At 57.7% G+C, this 18,090-nt stretch carries 13 protein-coding genes and 1 riboswitch; of the genes, 3 read left to right on the forward strand and 10 right to left on the reverse strand.

The window, feature by feature from the left end:
* Positions 1-17: 17 nt before the first annotated feature.
* From rluA to araB, 6 genes are all read right to left on the reverse strand, one after another.
* Complete coding sequence (rluA, locus tag FE839_RS16800; RefSeq protein ID WP_138361921.1) at positions 18-677, reverse strand: bifunctional tRNA pseudouridine(32) synthase/23S rRNA pseudouridine(746) synthase RluA; 660 nt, start codon at positions 675-677, stop codon at positions 18-20.
* A 12-nt stretch (positions 678-689) separates the two neighbouring features.
* On the reverse strand, positions 690-3,596 hold the full coding sequence (rapA, locus tag FE839_RS16805; protein WP_138361922.1) for an RNA polymerase-associated protein RapA: 2,907 nt from the start codon (positions 3,594-3,596) through the stop codon (positions 690-692).
* 186 nt (positions 3,597-3,782) lie between these two features.
* Positions 3,783-6,140, reverse strand: a complete 2,358-nt coding sequence (polB, locus tag FE839_RS16810; protein WP_138361923.1) for a DNA polymerase II — start codon at positions 6,138-6,140, stop codon at positions 3,783-3,785.
* A 192-nt stretch (positions 6,141-6,332) separates the two neighbouring features.
* Positions 6,333-7,028: an L-ribulose-5-phosphate 4-epimerase gene (gene araD / locus FE839_RS16815; protein ID WP_138361924.1), complete on the reverse strand. Its 696-nt coding sequence runs from the start codon at positions 7,026-7,028 to the stop codon at positions 6,333-6,335.
* A gap of 162 nt (positions 7,029-7,190) precedes the next feature.
* The gene (gene araA, locus FE839_RS16820; RefSeq protein WP_138361925.1) at positions 7,191-8,693 is read right to left on the reverse strand and encodes an L-arabinose isomerase; all 1,503 of its coding nucleotides are present in this window, start codon (positions 8,691-8,693) and stop codon (positions 7,191-7,193) included.
* 10 nt (positions 8,694-8,703) lie between these two features.
* Positions 8,704-10,413 carry a ribulokinase gene (gene araB, locus FE839_RS16825; protein WP_138361926.1) on the reverse strand — a complete coding sequence of 570 codons (1,710 nt, stop codon included), beginning with the start codon at positions 10,411-10,413 and terminating at the stop codon, positions 8,704-8,706.
* Between the two features lie 337 nt (positions 10,414-10,750).
* Between araB and araC the strand changes: the two genes are divergently transcribed.
* Both araC and FE839_RS16835 read left to right on the forward strand, forming a co-directional pair.
* Positions 10,751-11,596 carry an arabinose operon transcriptional regulator AraC gene (gene araC / locus FE839_RS16830; RefSeq protein ID WP_138361927.1) on the forward strand — a complete coding sequence of 282 codons (846 nt, stop codon included), beginning with the start codon at positions 10,751-10,753 and terminating at the stop codon, positions 11,594-11,596.
* Positions 11,597-11,775: 179 nt separating this feature from the next.
* Positions 11,776-12,543, forward strand: coding sequence for a DedA family protein (locus FE839_RS16835; RefSeq protein ID WP_138362055.1), 768 nt, complete (start codon positions 11,776-11,778; stop codon positions 12,541-12,543).
* Here FE839_RS16835 and thiQ read toward each other — a convergent pair.
* The 4 genes from thiQ to sgrR form a co-directional block, all read right to left on the reverse strand.
* The gene (gene thiQ / locus FE839_RS16840) at positions 12,530-13,231 is read right to left on the reverse strand and encodes a thiamine ABC transporter ATP-binding protein ThiQ (protein WP_138361928.1); all 702 of its coding nucleotides are present in this window, start codon (positions 13,229-13,231) and stop codon (positions 12,530-12,532) included. The genes FE839_RS16835 and thiQ overlap by 14 nt on opposite strands.
* Positions 13,215-14,825, reverse strand: a complete 1,611-nt coding sequence (gene thiP / locus FE839_RS16845; RefSeq protein ID WP_138361929.1) for a thiamine/thiamine pyrophosphate ABC transporter permease ThiP — start codon at positions 14,823-14,825, stop codon at positions 13,215-13,217. Before thiP ends, thiQ begins: the two co-directional genes overlap by 17 nt.
* Positions 14,801-15,784, reverse strand: coding sequence for a thiamine ABC transporter substrate binding subunit (gene thiB, locus FE839_RS16850; protein ID WP_138361930.1), 984 nt, complete (start codon positions 15,782-15,784; stop codon positions 14,801-14,803). The genes thiP and thiB overlap by 25 nt, the downstream gene beginning before the upstream one ends.
* A 31-nt stretch (positions 15,785-15,815) precedes the next feature.
* Positions 15,816-15,979: riboswitch (TPP riboswitch) on the reverse strand.
* Positions 15,980-16,016: 37 nt separating this feature from the next.
* Positions 16,017-17,672 carry an HTH-type transcriptional regulator SgrR gene (gene sgrR, locus FE839_RS16855; RefSeq protein ID WP_138361931.1) on the reverse strand — a complete coding sequence of 552 codons (1,656 nt, stop codon included), beginning with the start codon at positions 17,670-17,672 and terminating at the stop codon, positions 16,017-16,019.
* An 87-nt stretch (positions 17,673-17,759) separates the two neighbouring features.
* Here sgrR and sgrT point away from each other — a divergent pair, with 87 nt between their 5' ends.
* Positions 17,760-17,912, forward strand: a complete 153-nt coding sequence (sgrT, locus tag FE839_RS16860; protein WP_138361932.1) for a glucose uptake inhibitor SgrT — start codon at positions 17,760-17,762, stop codon at positions 17,910-17,912.
* Positions 17,913-18,090 lie beyond the last annotated feature (178 nt).

An 18,090-nucleotide genomic window follows, 5' to 3' on the forward strand; every position in this document is an offset into this window, starting at 1 on the left:
CGGAGATCGTCGACCGGTCAGAAATCGATCGGCGCGCGGAACGTCATCGCGTTACCGTAAGCGGGATGGGTAATGGTCAGCGTTTCGGCGTGCAGTAACAGACGCGGTGCCATGGCCAGCGCTTCCGGCGGAGCATAAAAGCGATCGCCGAGAATCGGATGGCCCAGCGCCAGCATATGCACCCGCAACTGGTGCGAACGCCCGGTAATGGGCTTCAGGCGCACGCGGGCAGTGTTATCTTCCGTGAATTCCAGCACTTCATACTCGGTTTGCGCCGCTTTGCCGGTTTCGTAACACACTTTCTGCTTTGGCCGGTTCGGCCAGTCGCAAATCAGCGGCAAATCCACCAGACCTTGCGCTTTTTCCGGATGCCCCCACACGCGGGCGACGTACTGCTTTTTCGGCTCTCGTTCGCGGAACTGGCGCTTGAGTTCGCGCTCTGCCGCTTTGGTCAGGGCGACCACAATCACGCCGCTGGTGGCCATATCCAGCCGGTGCACCGATTCGGCCTGCGGGAAGTCGCGCTGAATGCGCGTCATCACGCTGTCCTTGTGCTCCTCCAGCCGACCCGGCACGGACAGCAAGCCGCTGGGCTTGTTGACCACCATAATGTGCTCATCCTGGTAGAGGATAATCAGCCAGGGATCCTGCGGCGGATTGTAGTTTTCCATCGCCATATTCGCGTTCCGTTACTGGTGAGTGACCACGATTAAGCGCAGCGCATCAAGACGCCAGCCTGCTTGTCCCAGGGCGTCCATCACCTGCTGACGGTTGTTCTCGATAGCCGCCAGTTCATCATCGCGGATGTTCGGGTTAACGGTGCGCAGCGCTTCCAGACGCGACAGTTCAGCGCTCAGCTTGTCGTCCGCCTCGCTACGCGCTGCATCGATCAGCGCCTGGGCCGCTTTTGCCGCCTGGCCCTCGCCCTGTAGCAAAATTGCGTGCACATCCTGCTGGACGGCGTTGACCAGTTTACTCCCGGTGTGACGGTTAACGGCGCTCAACTGGCGGTTAAAGCTTTCAAACTCGACTTGACCGGCGAGGTTATTGCCGTTTTTATCAAGCAGCATGCGCACCGGCGTCGGCGGCAGGAAGCGGTTAAGCTGCAGATGTTTCGGCGCCTGCGCTTCCACGACGTAAATCAGTTCCAGCAGCAGTGTTCCTACCGGTAGTGCTTTGTTTTTCAGCAGCGAGATGGTGCTGCTGCCGGTATCCCCGGAGAGGATCAGATCCAGACCGTTGATAATCAGCGGGTGTTCCCAGGTGATGAACTGCGCATCTTCACGGGACAGGGCGACATCACGTTCGAAAGTAATGGTGCAGCCATCTTCCGGCAGGCCCGGAAAATCCGGGACCAGCATATGATCGGACGGGGTCAGCACAATCAGGTTTTCGCCGCGATCGTCCTGGTTGATACCGACGATATCAAACAGGTTCATGGAGAAGGCGATCAGGCTGGTGTCGTCGTCCTGTTCTTCGATGCTTTCCGCAAGCCGCTGGGCTTTTTCACCGCCGTTGGAGTGGATCTCCAGCAGACGGTCACGGCCCTGTTCCAGTTGCGCTTTCAGCGCTTCGTGCTGCTGGCGGCAGGTTTTGATTAGCTCATCGAAGCCATCGCTGTTTTCCGGCGCGGCGAGATAGTTAATCAGCTCGTTATGCACGCTATCGTAGACGGTGCGACCGGTCGGGCAGGTATGTTCGAAGGCGTCGAGTCCCTCGTGATACCAGCGCACCAGCACCGACTGGGCGGTTTTTTCCAGATACGGCACGTGGATCTGAATATCGTGGGCCTGGCCGATACGGTCAAGACGGCCGATACGCTGCTCCAGCAGATCCGGGTTGAACGGCAGATCGAACATCACCAGATTGCTGGCGAACTGGAAGTTACGCCCTTCGGAGCCGATTTCAGAACACAGCAGCACCTGAGCCCCGGTATCTTCTTCGGCAAACCAGGCGGCGGCGCGGTCACGCTCGATGATGGACATCCCTTCATGGAACACCGCCGCACGAATACCTTCGCGCTCACGCAGCACCTGCTCCAGCTGTAGCGCAGTGGCCGCTTTGGCGCAGATCACCAGCACTTTCTGCGAGCGATGACTGGTGAGATAGCCCATCAGCCATTCGACGCGCGGGTCGAAGTTCCACCAGGTACCCGTATCGCCTTCAAATTCCTGGTATATCTGCTCCGGGTAGAGCATATCGCGGGCACGTTCCTCTGCGGTTTTGCGTGCGGCCATGATGCCGGAAACCTTGATGGCCGTCTGGTACTGGGTCGGCAACGGCAGACGAATCGTATGCAGTTCGCGTTTCGGAAAGCCTTTGACGCCGTTACGGGTGTTGCGGAACAGCACGCGACTGGTGCCGTGGCGGTCCATCAGCATGGATACCAGTTCCTGACGCGCGGTCTGCGCGTCATCACGGTCGCTATTGGCGGCCTGCAATAACGGTTCAATATCCTGCTCGCCGATCAGGTCGCTAAGCGCGTTCAGCTCGGCGTCGTTCAGCTTCTTACCAGCCAGTAGCAGGGCGACGGCATCGGCAACCGGACGGTAGTTTTGCTGTTCTTCAACAAACTGGGCGAAATCGTGGAAACGGTTGGGATCGAGCAGGCGCAAACGGGCAAAGTGGCTCTCCATCCCCAGTTGTTCCGGGGTGGCGGTGAGCAGCAGAATGCCCGGCACGCGTTCCGCCAGTTGTTCGATGGCCTGGTATTCACGGCTCGGCGACTCTTCGCTCCACACCAGGTGGTGCGCTTCATCGACCACCATCAGATCCCATTCGGCGTCACACAGATGTTCCAGACGCTGTTTACTGCGGCGCACAAAATCCAGCGAGCAGATAACCAGTTGTTCGGTTTCGAACGGGTTAATGGCGTCGTGCTGGGCTTCGGCGTAGCGCTCGTCATCAAACAGGGAAAAGCGCAGGTTAAAACGACGCAGCATTTCCACCAGCCACTGGTGTTGCAGGGTTTCCGGTACCACGATCAGTACGCGTTCGGCAGCGCCGGAGAGCAACTGCTGATGGAGGATCATCCCGGCTTCAATGGTTTTTCCTAAACCGACTTCATCCGCCAGCAGGACGCGGGGCGCGTGGCGGCGACCGACGTCGTGGGCGATATTCAGCTGATGTGGGATCAGGCTGGTACGCTGGCCGCGCAGACCGCTCCAGGGCATGCGATACTGTTCGCTCTGAAATTTGCGCGCGCGATAGCGCAGGGCGAAACGGTCCATACGGTCGATTTGCCCGGCAAACAGACGATCCTGGGGTTTGCTGAAGACCAGCTTGCTGTCGAGCAGGACTTCCCGCAGGCTGATGTTGGTTTCCTGGGTATCGAGACGGGTTCCGGTATAGGTCAGCAGGCCATTCTCTTCTTTAACTTCGTCAATCTGGAGTTGCCAGCCTTCATGACTGGTGACGGTATCGCCCGGGTTAAACATTACGCGGGTGATGGGGGAGTCGTTGCGTGCGTACAGACGGTTTTCGCCGATGGCGGGGAAAAGCAGGGTAACCATGCGCGCATCCAGGGCAACGACCGTCCCTAATCCCAGTTCGCTCTCTGTATCGCTAATCCAGCGTTGACCAAGTGTAAAAGGCATATATGTTCGGCTCTTTAGTTCTTTAATTGCAGGCAATAGTTGCTTATCTCCGAAAGAATCGAAGATGCGTTAAAATTGGGTCCGGGAATGGAAAGGGCGCTATATTACTGGATGGCGGAACGTTCGTCACCACCTCCTCGCCCTTCATTTTTCGGCTTTTGTGCCAGCGGCGTGCGTAAGGCAATATCAAAATAGGCCCAGTTGCCCGGTCACAATTGTAGCAAAATCATCGTCGACAAAGGGAAGAATTCCTTCGGCGACCGGCTGTAATTGCTTTGACAAATAGTGCTCATAATCCAGCGGTGATTGTTGATAATCCACCGGCTCAGGGCCGTTGAGGGTCCAGACGTATTTAATGCTGCCGCGTTGCTGGTACTGCTGCGGCCTGCCCAGCCTGACGTTTTGCTCATCCGCGAGCCTTGCGGCGCGGACATGGGGCGGCACGTTACGCTGATACTCCACCAGCGGACGGCGCAGGCGTTTACGATAGACCAGCCGATCGTCAAACTCGCCGCTCATTAGCTTATCGATGGTCTCGCGCACATAGTCGCGATAGGGCTGATGGCGGAAGATGCGCAGATAGAGCTCCTGCTGAAACTGCTGGGCCAGCGGCGTCCAGTCGGTACGCACCGTTTCCAGCCCTTTAAACACCATTCGCTGTTCGTTTTCTTCCTGAATCATCCCGGCATAGCGCTTTTTACTGCCGGTGTCGGCGCCGCGAATGGTGGGCATTAAAAAGCGACAGAAGTGGGTTTCAAACTCCAGCTCCAGGGTGCTGGTGAGCTCCTCTTTGCCCAGCGCCGTCGCCCACCATTCGTTGACGAAGGCCACCAGCGAGCGGCCGATGTTGCAGGCCTCCTCTTCGCTATGGGCTCGTTTGAGCCACACGAAGGTGGAGTCGGTATCGCCATAGATAACGTCATAGCCCCGGGATTCAATCAGCGCTTTGGTCTGGCGCATAATCGCGTGTCCGCGCATAGTGATGGATGAGGCCAGACGCGGATCGAAAAAGCGGCAGGCGCTGGTGCCGAGCACGCCGTAGAAGGCATTCATGATTATTTTCAGCGCCTGCGCCAGCGGTTTGTTTTTATGTTGTTTGGCCTCGTCGCGCCCGTGCCAGATTTGCCCGACAATCCCCGGCAGGCAGTGCTTTTCTCGCGAGAAACGGGCGCCAAGGAAGCCTTCGGTGCTGTGCGCGTCATCGGGCTGCGCCAGCCCTTCAACCAGCCCCACCGGGTCAATCAGAAAGGTGCGGATAATCGACGGGTACAGGCTCTTATAGTCCAGTACCAGCACCGAGTCGTACAGGCCGGGGCGTGAGTCCATCACGTAGCCGCCGGGACTGGCCTGCGGCGGCACTTCGCCGAGGTTCGGCGCGACGTAGCCCAGCCGGTGCATACGCGGGAAATAGAGATGGCTGAAGGCCGCTACCGAGCCGCCGTGACGATCCGCCGGCAGGCCGTTGACCGTGGCGCGTTCCAGTAAAAACGGCATGATCTCGGTTTTATGGAAGATGCGGGTGACCAGCTCGCAGTCCTGCAGGTTGTAGGTGGCCAGCGCTGGTTTATCCTGGTGAAAACGGCGGTCGATTTCATCCATCCGATCCCAGGGATTATCAATGGCTTTGCCCTCGCCGAGCAGTTCGCGGGCGACCGACTCCAGCGCAAAAGAGGAGAAGTTCCAGAATGCCGATTTAAGCGCTTCAATGCCGTCGATAATCAGGCGGCCGTTGGCCTGAGCAAAGAAGACGCCGTTTTTAAAACCGTGCTCGCGCCACTCCAGTTCACTGTTGCCGCGGCCGAGTATTAGCGGGATACGGTAACGCTCGGCGTGCTTTTGTAAAACGCGTAAATCGAACTGCACCACGTTCCAGCCGATCAGCACATCAGGATCGTGAACGGCAAACCAGGCGTTTAGCTTTTCCAGCAGTTGCGGGCGGCTGGCGACGTAGTGCAGATCGAAATCGACGGCAGGCGCTGAGGCGGGTTCAGGACCAAGCATATAGACGACACGCTGACCGCATCCTTCAAGACCGATGCAGTAGAGTTCGCCGTTACGGCTGGTTTCAATATCCAGCGAAACCCATTTTAGCGGTGGGCGGTAGTGGGGATTGGGCTTCATCCGGGCGTTGACCAGTTGCCGACCGCGCGCGTCGCCTTCTACCCATACAGGCGCGTTAATAAAGCGTTCCATCAGGTAACGCTCCGGCGGGCGAATATCGCCTTCGTATACCGTGACGCCGTTTTCGCGCAGCTTCTTTTCCAGCCGCATAAGCTGGCGATGCGCACGGCAGTAGAGGCCAAAAACGGGCTGGCGGTGAAAATCTTTCAGGGCGAGAGGCGCAAGGCGCAGGCCGTTTTCCCCCTGCAGCAGGCGCTCAACCTGCGCGCGCTGGGATTCAGGGATAAACGCGACGGATTCCTGCGGCGGCAGCGTAACCTCCAGCGGGCCATTATCGGTCGCCAGCCAGAACGTCAGTTCGGTGCCCTGCGGGGTATCCCGCCAGTGACGGGTGAGTAAAAAACCTTCTCGTGGCTGCGTCACGCCGTGCTCTCATCAATAAAAACCAGGCCTGATTATAACCTGGTTTATGGCGTGATGCTGGGGTTTTATACAGGTGTGGCGTGCGCTATCTCCCGGAGGCGGCGCTGCGCACCTGTCCGGGCTACCAGTCCCGCAGACGGCTGTGCACCTGTTGCCCGGCTAAGCGCAGCGCGAGCCGGGAATGCTGTGCCGTTACTGCCCGTAATAGGCTTTCGCGCCATGTTTGCGCAGGTAGTGTTTATCCAGCAGCGTCTGCTGCATATCCGGCAACTGCGGCGCCAGCTGGCGGCAGAAAATACCCATATAGGCGATCTCTTCCAGCACGATGGCGTTATGTACTGCATCCTCGGCGTTTTTCCCCCAGGCAAACGGCCCGTGGGAGTGCACCAGCACGCCGGGCATTTGCGCCGGATCGAGGCCTTTTTCACGGAATGTTTCGACGATCACCGCCCCGGTCTCCCACTCGTATTCACCGTTGATTTCATCGTCGGTCATCAGGCGAGTACAGGGGACTGCGCCATAGAAATAGTCGGCGTGGGTGGTGCCGGTCGCGGGAATCGACAACCCGGCCTGCGCCCAGATGGTGGCGTGACGGGAATGGGTGTGGACGATGCCGCCCAACGTCGGGAATGCCAGATACAGCAGACGATGCGTTGGCGTATCAGAAGAGGGTTTCTTATTGCCTTCAACCACTTCGCCCGTTTCCAGACTCACCACAACCATATCCTCGGCGGTCATTATGCTGTAGTCGACGCCGGAGGGTTTGATCACCAGCACGCCCCGTTCACGGTCAACGGCGCTGACGTTGCCCCAGGTCAGCGTGACAAGGTTGTGCTTTGGCAGGGCCAGATTAGCTTCCAGTACCTGGCGTTTGAGATCTTCTAACATAATGTGCTCCGAAATAGCAGGCAAGTCAGATTTCCTTCACCCCGGCCTCTCCCAAAAGGAGAGGGCGAAAATCGGCAGGATGATCGGGTTTTTCTCCCGGGCTTACATCGCGCGATCGGTTCTCTCTCCCCGTTGAGGGGGAGAGGGTGAGGGGACAGCCGCTTAGCGTTTTGAACCGTAATAAACGTCGTTCCAGCGCAGCGCATCCTTGAAGGACGGCAGGCGCGTTTCGTTATCAATCACCGTCAACTCGATATCCTGGAGTTCGGCAAACTGGCGCATATCGTCGAGCGTCAGCGCCTGGCTGAAGACGGTGTGATGCGCGCCACCGGCAATAATCCAGGCCTCGGAGGCGGTGCGCAGATCCGGATGCGCTTTCCACAGGGCATTGGCCACCGGCAGCTTCGGTAGCTCGTGCGGAGTTTTTACCGCTTCAATGGTATTCACCAGCAGACGATAGCGATCGCCGAGATCGATCAGACTGGCAACGATCGCCGGACCGCTCCGGGTGTTGAAAATGATACGCGCCGGATCGGCCTTACCGCCGATGCCCAGCGGCTGGACGTCGAGAATCGGTTTCTCGGCGGTGGCGATGGTCGGGCAAACTTCCAGCATATGCGAGCCCAGCGCCAGATCGTTGCCGTTCTCGAAGTGGTAGGTGTAATCCTCCATAAAGGAGGTGCCGCCCTGCAGACCGGTTGCCATCACCTTCATGATGCGAAGCAGAGCGGCGGTTTTCCAGTCGCCTTCGCCGGCAAAGCCATAACCCTGCTGCATCAGGCGCTGTACGGCGAGCCCTGGAAGCTGTTTCAGGCCGTGTAAATCTTCAAACGTGGTGGTGAAGGCGTGAAATCCACCTTGTTCAAGGAAACGCTTCATTCCTAGTTCAATTCGCGCGGCATCAAGGAGGTTCTGCCGCTTTTCGCCGTGGATTTGTACCGCAGGCGTCAGGCGATAGCTGCTTTCGTACTCATCAACCAGCGCGCTGATTTCGCCATCGGTAACGGCGTTGACCACCTGCACCAGATCGCCAACCGCCCAGGTGTTAACCGAGAAACCAAACTTGATCTGCGCGGCGACTTTATCACCGTCGGTAACCGCCACTTCGCGCATGTTGTCGCCGAAACGGCACACTTTCAGATGGCGGGTATCTTGTTTAGAAACCGCCTGACGCATCCATGCCCCGATACGCTGATGGGCATCGCGATCCTGCCAGTGGCCGGTTACCACGCTGTGCTGCTGACGCATACGCGCGCCGATAAAGCCGAACTCGCGGCCGCCGTGCGCGGTCTGGTTCAGGTTCATAAAGTCCATATCAATAGTGTCCCACGGCAGCGCCGCGTTGTACTGGGTATGGAACTGCAGCAGCGGTTTGTTGAGGATAGTGAGGCCGTTAATCCACATTTTCGCCGGTGAGAAAGTATGCAGCCATACCACCATCCCGGCGCACTTATCATCATAGTTCGCGTCGCGGCAGATATGAGTGATCTCATCCGGCGTGGTGCCCAGCGGTTTAAGCACCAGTTTGCACGGCAGTTTGGCTTCCGCATTCAGACTGTTCACCACATGTTCTGCGTGTTTCGTAACCTGGCTTAGCGCTTCAGGGCCATACAGATGCTGGCTACCGATGACGAACCACACTTCATAATTATTAAAAATAGTCATTTTCATGTCCTTAATGGGTGAGGGCGGCCTGGGATTGCGGGGCTGTTTCCGCCTTTGCAGTCGAAGGGAGATAAAGCTGTTCTGCGCTGACCGACCACTGCTGGTAGCGCTGATAGAGTTGTTCAAACCGTTGCGCCTGATTAGGGTGCGGCTGAAGGGTGCGCTCCACCTGGCTGGCCATATGCTGCTGTGCGGCGGGAATATCGGCGTAGACGCCAGCGGCGACGGCGGCAAAGATAGCCGCGCCCAGCGCGCAGCACTGATCGGACGCGACGATTTGCAGCGGGCGATTCAGCACATCACAGCAAGCCTGCATGATCACCGGGTTTTTCCGCGCGATACCGCCAAGCGCCATCACGTTATTCACCGGAATGCCCTGTTCGGTGAAGCACTCCATAATGGCGCGCGCGCCGAAGGCGGTGGCGGCAATCAGCCCGCCGAACAGCGCCGGGGCGTCGGTGGCGAGGTTCAGATCGGTAATCACCCCTTTCAGGCGTTGGTTAGCGTTCGGCGTGCGGCGACCGTTAAACCAGTCCAGCACCACCGGGAGATGATCGAGTGACGGATTGTTTGCCCAGGCTTCGGTCAGCGCGGGCAGCAGCTGTTTTTGGCTGGCTGTGATCTGCTCTTTTAGTTCCGGATGGGTCTGCGCCAGTTGTTCCAGCGGCCAGCCGAGAATGCGGCCAAACCAGGCGTAAATGTCGCCAAAAGCGGATTGCCCGGCTTCCATACCGATAAAATCAGGGACAACGCTGCCGTCGACCTGGCCGCAAATCCCCTTCACCGTGCGCTCGCCAACGTTTTGCTTATCGGCAATCAGGATGTCGCAGGTTGAGGTGCCGATCACTTTGACCAGGGCATTCGGCTGCGCGCCAGCGCCGACGGCGCCCATATGGCAGTCGAAAGCGCCGCCGGAGATGGTGACGGTTTGTGTCAAACCGAGGCGCTGAGCCCACTCGGCGGTCAGGGTGCCGACCGGGATATCCGCGGTGAAGGTATCGCTGAACATCGGGTAGGCGAGGTTCTGATTAATTATTGGGTCGAGTTCATCGAAGAAGCCGGCCGGCGGCAGGCCACCCCAGCTCTCATGCCACAGAGATTTATGCCCGGCGCTACAGCGACCGCGGCGAATATCCTGGGGACGCGTCGTCCCGGAAAGCAGGGCGGGCACCCAGTCGCATAGCTCAATCCATGACACGGCGGCGCGGGCGACGGCGCTGTCCTGGCGGGTGACATGAAGGATCTTGGCCCAGAACCACTCGCTGGAGTAGATACCGCCGATATAGCGGGAGTAATCCTCTTTGCCCGGCTGGTGGCACAGGCGGGTAATCTCCTCCGCCTCCTCTACCGAGGTATGGTCTTTCCACAATACGAACATTGCGTTCGGGTTACTGGCGAACTCTTCGCGTAGCGCCAGCACATTACCGTCGGCGTCAACTGGCGCGGGGGTTGAGCCGGTGCTATCGACGCCGATACCGACAACGGTAGCGCGTTGCTCAGCGCTCAGTGATGCCAGGACGCTTTTCAGCGCCGTTTCCATCGATTCGATATAGTCGCGTGGATGATGACGGAACTGATTGTTTGGGGCATCGCAGAACAGCCCTTTTTGCCAGCGCGGATACCACTCGACGCAGGTGGCCAGCTCTTCGCCGGTTGCGCACTCTACGGCCAGCGCGCGTACTGAATCACTGCCAAAATCGAGGCCAATCGCAATTGCCATGCTGTTACTCCATGCTAAAAATCATTCATGGTGAAACAGTAGATAGTCAGGCAGAAAACCGTCAGGCCGTATTCGCTAATCTTATGGACTATATTGCTGTGACGCTGCAAAGTGTGACATCGTGCAAATATTCAATGTGGACTTTTCTGCCGTCTTTATAGACACTTCAGTTATGCGCTGAAAGCGGTGGAATTGTCCGATTTTCTCAGTTATTACCGAGAAGCGGCGGGTTTTAATTCGATTTCAAACCCGCGTCGCAGTACAGGCTGTCAGCCAGGCGATAAAATGCAAGGTATGGACAATTGGTGTCCTTAATGTCTCCGGGAGAGCTGAGGTTATGGCCGAAACGCAAAACGATCCTTTATTGCCGGGTTACTCTTTTAATGCCCATCTGGTGACGGGCCTGACGCCGATTGACGCCGATGGCTATCTGGATTTCTTTATCGATCGTCCGCTGGGCATGAAGGGCTATATCCTTAATCTGACGATCCGTGGCGAAGGGGTGATCAAGAACCACGGGGAGCAGTTTACCTGTCGGCCTGGGGATATGCTGCTGTTCCCGCCGGGCGAAATTCACCATTATGGCCGTCATCCCAATGCTGGCGAATGGTATCACCAGTGGGTTTACTTCCGTCCACGCGCTTACTGGCATGAGTGGCTTAACTGGCCGACGATTTTTGCCCAGACCGGGTTTTTCCGCCCGGATGAGCAGTGGCTGCCGCGCTTTGGCGAGCTGTTCGGGCAAATCGTTGAGGCCGGGCAGGGGGCGGGGCGCTATTCCGAACTGCTGGCGATCAATCTCATGGAGCAACTGTTGCTGCGGCGTATGGAGGCGATCAATGAATCGTTGCATCCGCCGCTGGATAACCGGGTGCGCGACGCTTGCCAGTATATCAGCGATCATCTGGCGGACAGCCATTTCGATATTGCCAGCGTTGCCCAGCATGTGTGCCTGTCGCCGTCGCGGCTGTCGCATCTGTTTCGCCAGCAACTGGGGATCAGCGTGCTGGGGTGGCGTGAAGATCAGCGGATTAGCCAGGCGAAGCTGCTGCTCAGCACCACGCGGATGCCGATAGCCACCGTGGGGCGTAACGTCGGCTTTGAAGACCAGCTCTACTTTTCACGCGTCTTTAAGAAGTGCACCGGCGCCAGCCCCAGTGAGTTTCGCGCTGGATGCGAATAGAAAGTAAAGAAAGTGAAATGATGGTCCGGTTAATTAACGCAGCCAGTAAACAGGATCTACGCTAAATAATTCACGTTGCCATCTGCAACGTAAAATATGACGGGTAGAAACAATTGATGGCTTGACGAAGTATTCACGGCTCCGGAGAATCCGTGCTTCGTTTTAAAACCGGGTACATTATGCAAGCATTGCTGGAACACTTTATTACGCAATCCACGGTCTATTCTCTGCTGGCTGTTCTGCTGGTCGCTTTCCTCGAATCGTTGGCGTTGGTCGGGCTTATTCTGCCGGGAACGGTGATGATGGCCGGGTTGGGCGCGCTGATCGGTAGCGGCGAGGTTAATTTCTGGCAGGCATGGCTGGCGGGGATTATCGGCTGCTTGCTCGGCGACTGGGTGTCATTCTGGCTAGGCTGGCGGTTTAAGAAGCCGCTGCATCGCTGGTCTTTTTTGAAGAAAAATAAAGCGCTGCTCGATAAGACCGAGCATGCGCTACATCAGCACAGCATGGTGACCATTCTTATCGGGCGGTTTGTCGGGCCGACGCGTCCGCTGGTGCCGATGGTCGCCGGGATGCTTGATCTGCCGGTGGCGAAATTTATCCCGCCAAATATTATTGGCTGCCTGCTGTGGCCGCCGCTCTATTTTTTACCGGGAATCCTCGCCGGGGCGGCGATTGATATTCCGACGGATGAACACAGCGCCAGCTTTAAGTGGCTGCTGCTGGGGGCGGCCCTGCTGGCCTGGCTGGCGGCCTGGTTGTGCTGGCGACTGTGGCGGGGCGCTAACAGCGCGGGCGATCGTTTAACCCGTTTCCTGCCGCGTTCGCGCCTGCGGTGGCTAACGCCGCTGACGGTATGCGTTGCCGCGGCCGCGCTGGTTTTTACCTTCCGCCACCCGCTTATGCCGGTCTATCTTGATATTCTGTATAAGGTTATTGCGCGCTAATCCCCAGCAGCGCTGAGGCGCTGCTGTTGCCCCTGAGCAGCGCGGTAGTCTCGCCGTCCCAGAGTATCCGTCCCTCAGCCACTACCAGCGAACGCGGCGCGATGCGCGCCGCGTCCTCTACGCTGTGCGACACCATTAATAGCGTCAGTTGCTGCTGCTGGCAGACGTCGGCAACCAGCGCCAGCATCTCCTGACGTAGCGCGGGATCGAGCGCTGAGAAGGGTTCATCCAGCAGCAGTACCGGTTGCTGACGCACCAGACAGCGCGCCAGCGCCGCACGCTGGCGTTGCCCGCCGGAAAGCTCGCCAGGCAGGCGATCCAGCAATGCGTCAATCGCCATCTGCCCGGCAATGGTCTGCAAACGGGTGGCCTGCTCTGCGTTCAGCTTTAATCCCGGATGCATCCCCAGCGCGATGTTCTGGCGGATAGTCAGGTGATTAAAGAGATTATTTTCCTGAAACAGCATCGATACCGGACGGCGCGCGGGCGGCGTGTGGGTATGAGGCTGACCGTCGATCTCAATGCTGCCGCTGGCGGGTGATAAAAAACCGGCGATCAGATTCAGCAGGGTACTTTTCCCGGCACCGCTGGGACCGAGGATGGCCAGGCATTCGCCGCGTTCAGCAGAGAGGGTAAAACGCATCGGCAGATGCTGGTAAAGCCAGGTGACATCATTCAGTTTTAGCATCACGCCCCGGAAGTTTTTCAATCACGCTAAAGAGTAAAAAGCACAGCGCCAGCAGCAGCAGAGCGGTAACGGCGCCGTCCTGGCTACGATAAGCGCCAATTTGCTGATACAGATAGAACGGCAGGGTACGAAAATCTTCATTGCCGAACAGCGCCACGACGCCGAAATCGCCGATCGACAGCACGCAGGCGAAAGCCAGCGCCTGGGCCAGCGGGCGTGTTAAGGCGCGAAGCTCCACCACCCTAAGGCGCGTAAAGCCGTGCAAATCCAGCGACTGGCAAAGCGCGCCATAGCGGGTGCTGATATCGCGCATAGGATTTTCCAGCACCTTCAGCGCATAGGGAATCGCCATCAGCGCATTGGTGAAAATCACGATACCGTCGGCGGATTCCGGTAGCCCTGTGCTGTTATTGAGCAGCAGGAAGAATCCGGTGGCCAGTACGATGCCCGGCATGGCGAGGATCAGCATGCCGCTGAGTTCGAGCGCCTGTCCGGCCAACGGGCGATTACGGGCGCGAAGTTCGCGACTGCTCCACAGCAGCATCATGGTCAGCATCACGCTTAACAGCCCGGCGGCAAGGGCGATACGCAGTGAGGTCCCCAGCGCCTGCCATAGCGCAGGCTGTTGCAGGACGCTAAACAGATTGTTATTCAGACCGTCGTATATCACCGCCAGTAGCGGAGGCAGCAACAGTAAAAGCGCGATGACAATGAGCGCAATGTCGCTCAGTCGACTGAACAAACGGTCGTCAGGATCGCGCCAGCCGTGGATGTTGCTGACCCCGATGGCGAGGGCTTTGCTCAGGCGCTGGCTGAGTAATACCAGCCCGAGGCAGCAGACCATCTGGATCAGCGCCAGCATCGCCGCGCGCGCCGGGTCATAGTCGAAATTGAGCGCCTGGTAGATCGCCAGTTCGATCGTGGTCGCGCGCGGGCCGCCGCCCAGCGACAGCACGGTCGCAAAGCTGGCGAAACAGAGCATAAAGATCAGCGCCGCGACAGGCAGAATTTGCCGACGCAGCCATGGCCATTCAACCAGCCGGAAGAAGGCGTAGCCGCGCATTCCTAGCTGGGCGGCGATTTGCCGCTGTTCGCCGGGGATATTTTCCAGCGTTTGCAGTAGCAGGCGCGTGGCCATTGGCATATTGAAGAACACATGCGCCAGCAGGATCCCTTGTAATCCGTAGGGTGAAAACGTCCACTGCCAGCCGAACACGGTAAACAATTCAGCCAGCCAGCCCTGGCGACCGTAGACGCTAAGAATGCCGAATACCGCCACCAGCACCGGCAAGATTAAGGTCATCGCGCACAGGCGCAGCAGCAGCGTGCGCCCGGGGAAGCGCCGACGGTAGAGCGCGCGGGCGAGAAAAATCGCCGGTATCACGGAAAGCAGCGCGGAAAGAAACGCCTGCCAGAAAGAAAAGCGCACCACATGCCAGAGATAGCTATCGCTAACCATCGATCCCCAGACCGCTTCCGGCGCGCTGAACCACAGCGCCAGAAAAGCAGCCAGCGCGACGGCGACCAGTAAGGTCGCCGCCGTCAGGCCGGGCAGCAGCCAGCCGAAAGTTAGCGGCTGACGGCGCGTTGCCATGCGCTGATCCAGTTCTGGCGCTCAGCCGCCACCTGTTGCGGCGTAAATTCAAGGGTGGTTTGCGGTTTGATCAGCCCGTCAAAACCTGCGGGAAGCGCAACCTGGGTAACCGGGTACATCCAGTTGCCGGTGGGGATCGTGTTCTGGAAGCCGGGAGAAAGCATAAATTTGAGGAATTTCTCTGCCAGCTCCGGTTGTTTGCTGGCCGCGGTGCGGGCGGCAACTTCGACCTGCAAATAGTGGCCTTCCGCGAAGTTGGCCGCCGCGTAGTTATCTTTTTTCTCTTCGATAATGTGATAAGCCGGGGAGGTGGTGTAGCTGAGCACCAGGTCGCTTTCGCCCTTGAGGAACAGGCCGTAGGCTTCGCTCCAGCCTTTGGTGACGGTGACGGTTTTCGCCGCCAGTTTCTGCCAGGCTTCCGGCGCGTTATCGCCGTAGACTTTTTGCATCCACAGCAGCAGGCCGAGGCCCGGCGTGCTGGTGCGCGGATCCTCATAAATGACCCGCCATTTCTGCTGGCTCTCAACCAGCTCTTTCAGGCTTTTCGGCGGATTTTTGAGCTTGTTTTTATCGTAAACAAAGGCGAAATAGCCGTAATCGAATGGAACGAAGGTATCGTTGCGCCAGCCGCCGGGTACGCTGACCGCGCGGGTAGATACGCCGCTTTTGGCGAACAGCTTGCTCTGGGCCGCGGCTTCCAGCAGGTTGTTATCCAGTCCAATCACCACATCGGCTTTGCTGTTTTTGCCTTCCATTCGCAGACGATTGAGCAGCGAGACGCCATCTTCCAGCGCCACGAACTTCAGTTCGCAGTCGCAGTCCGCTTCAAAGGCTTTTTTGACCGCCGGGCCTGGCCCCCAGTCGGCGGCGAAGGAGTCGTAGGTATAAACGGTCAGGGTGGGTTTGGCAAAAACCGGCGCGGCGACCAGCGCCAGCAGGGGAAGTAATTTTTTTAACACTTTGCACCTCAGAAGAAGGGGGGGCAAAGGATTTTGAGTGGGCCTCAAATCCCTTCGCCGGCGTTATCCGGATCAGGTTCGACGGGTATTTTCTCAGCCCATACGCTTTATCTTTCTGGTTGCTTCCGGGCTAACCGCGCGTCGATGCAACTCGAATGATATTGTGTATGTTTATTAGCACCCCGTTGAGAACGGCAGTTAGTGTAATGATTTTATCTGCTAACGAAAAGCGTTACGGCTCCGGCGGCGCAAACCAGGCTGACTTAAAGTCAAACCAGCCAAGGGTGTTCATTCGCACGCCGCGCATACTGCGTTGCCCCTGGATCATCAGCCAGTGGTGAATGAGCGGCACGATAGTTTGCGTGGTGAGCAACTGCTGGCTCCAGGCCGCCGGATTAAGCTCTCCCGCGCGCCAGCGGCCGGCATCGCGCTCCCAGTCAATGGGAATACATTTGCGAATCAGCGGGACTTCATACAGCCAGGCAAACAGGGAAAAATCGATCGGCAGCGTAAAGTTGGCGCTGTTGAGCCACACGTCACTCACTACCTCTCCGCGATGCCACTCTTCGTATTCCAGTTCCTGAATCTCCAGCTTCACCTGATGTTCAGCCAGCAGCGTCGCCATGATCTTGCCCATGACGCGATGTTCGACGTGCTCCTGATAGTAGGTCAGCCTGACCGTTTCCAGACCTGGCGGTTTTTCACAGGCATGGCTGCGCGCATGATGCCAGCGGGGCAGCAGGCCATAGGCTGGAAACCAGTTGCCCTGGTAGTGTTCACCAGCGTGATAGAGCAGGTTAGCGGGCTGGAACAGATAACTTAACCACTGGCGTACCGCCGTATTACCGCCGAGCGGGCTGCGGGAGTCGAACAGCAGGTAATAGCAGCCTTCTTCAAGGCGGCTTTCTACCGCTTTTTCACTCTCCGTACTTCCCTGAAGCGTTAACCCGCCGTTGGACTCTTCACCAATTTCCGGCAGTACCCAGACGTTGACTTCATCAATTAGCGCCCGGTAGCCGAAATAGTCGTCGAAAGCGTGAATTTTAAGTTGATTCTGGTTATTACGCACAACCGAGTAAGGGCCGGTGCCAATGGGCGTGCTGGCGAATTTTTCCATCGACCGCCACTCCTGGGGCAGGATCATCGCCTGAACCTGGCTGAGTAACCACGGTAGCCAGCGGTCGGGCTGACTAAGATGAATATCCAGGGTCCATGCGGTGGGGGAGTCGATACGCTCAATATGGGAGAAGAGCGGCAGCGTGTTGCTACGCTGTAAGGAAGAGATGACATCCGCCATCTCCAGTTCCCGACCATGATGAAAATGTATGCCCGGACGAAGAAAAAAACGCCAGTGAGTGGCGGTGATCTGCTGCCAATGGTGAGCAATATCCGCTTCCAGTTCCCCATTTTCCTCATTTACTCGCGTCAGCGCGCTAAAAATCTGCCGCACGATGTGCGTTTCTGAGCGGCGCAGCGCGCTGCCTGGCAGCAGATTTTTCATCGGTCGATAGTAGAGCACGCGCAGAATATGCCGACCCTGGCGGAAGCTGCGGCCAAGATGGGAGATCAGCATCTGTCGGACGGCGGCTTTATCACCGACTAACTGTACCAGCTGATCGATCCTGTCCTGTTCCAGCAGATCTTCCGCTCTTTGCTGCTGCAGGGCCAGACCGGTATAGAGAAAAGCCAGTCGGGAACGCTTACCGCGTCCGGCTTCCGCCTGCCAGGTCAGCCAGCCACGCTCTTCCATCATATTCAGTAAGGTGCGCATATGGCGGCGCGAGCAGCTCAGCATATCTGCCAGTTCATTAAGCGTCGTCTCCTGCGACTTACCGTCGCAGCACTGCCATAAGCGGATGAACTGCTGTTGTAAACGGCTGGAAGACATAAAAGGGGAACTCCTGATAAAAACTCAGCAATTTATGACTTCCTATATTAAGTCAATAATCACCTTCGATGAAGTGAGGAGGTGAATATGATGAGGTCTACCACACAACAGTTCTACCAACGCTACTTTTCTGCGACGCAGGATGCGTCCTGGCTGGCCCGCCTGATGGCAGGAAGACAGCAGAAAATGCTCGGCGAACTGATGCAGTGGGGAGTGACGTCGCAGACCTCGGTTCATTGACTTGCAGACATCATGTGTGACTGAGTATTGGTGTTATATTCGCCCGTTTTTCAAGCTGCAGTTATCTGTGTCGCCAGAGATTGACAGTCTGGCTGCATGATTCAGCCTGGGTCCCTCCTCTGGTGAGCCAGGGTAAGCGCTGTTCAGTAACCTTTGTATAGTTATTGTCCTGCAACTC

It is taken from the genome of Klebsiella indica, from assembly GCF_005860775.1.
In the GTDB taxonomy this organism is placed as follows: Bacteria; Pseudomonadota; Gammaproteobacteria; order Enterobacterales; family Enterobacteriaceae; genus Klebsiella; species Klebsiella indica.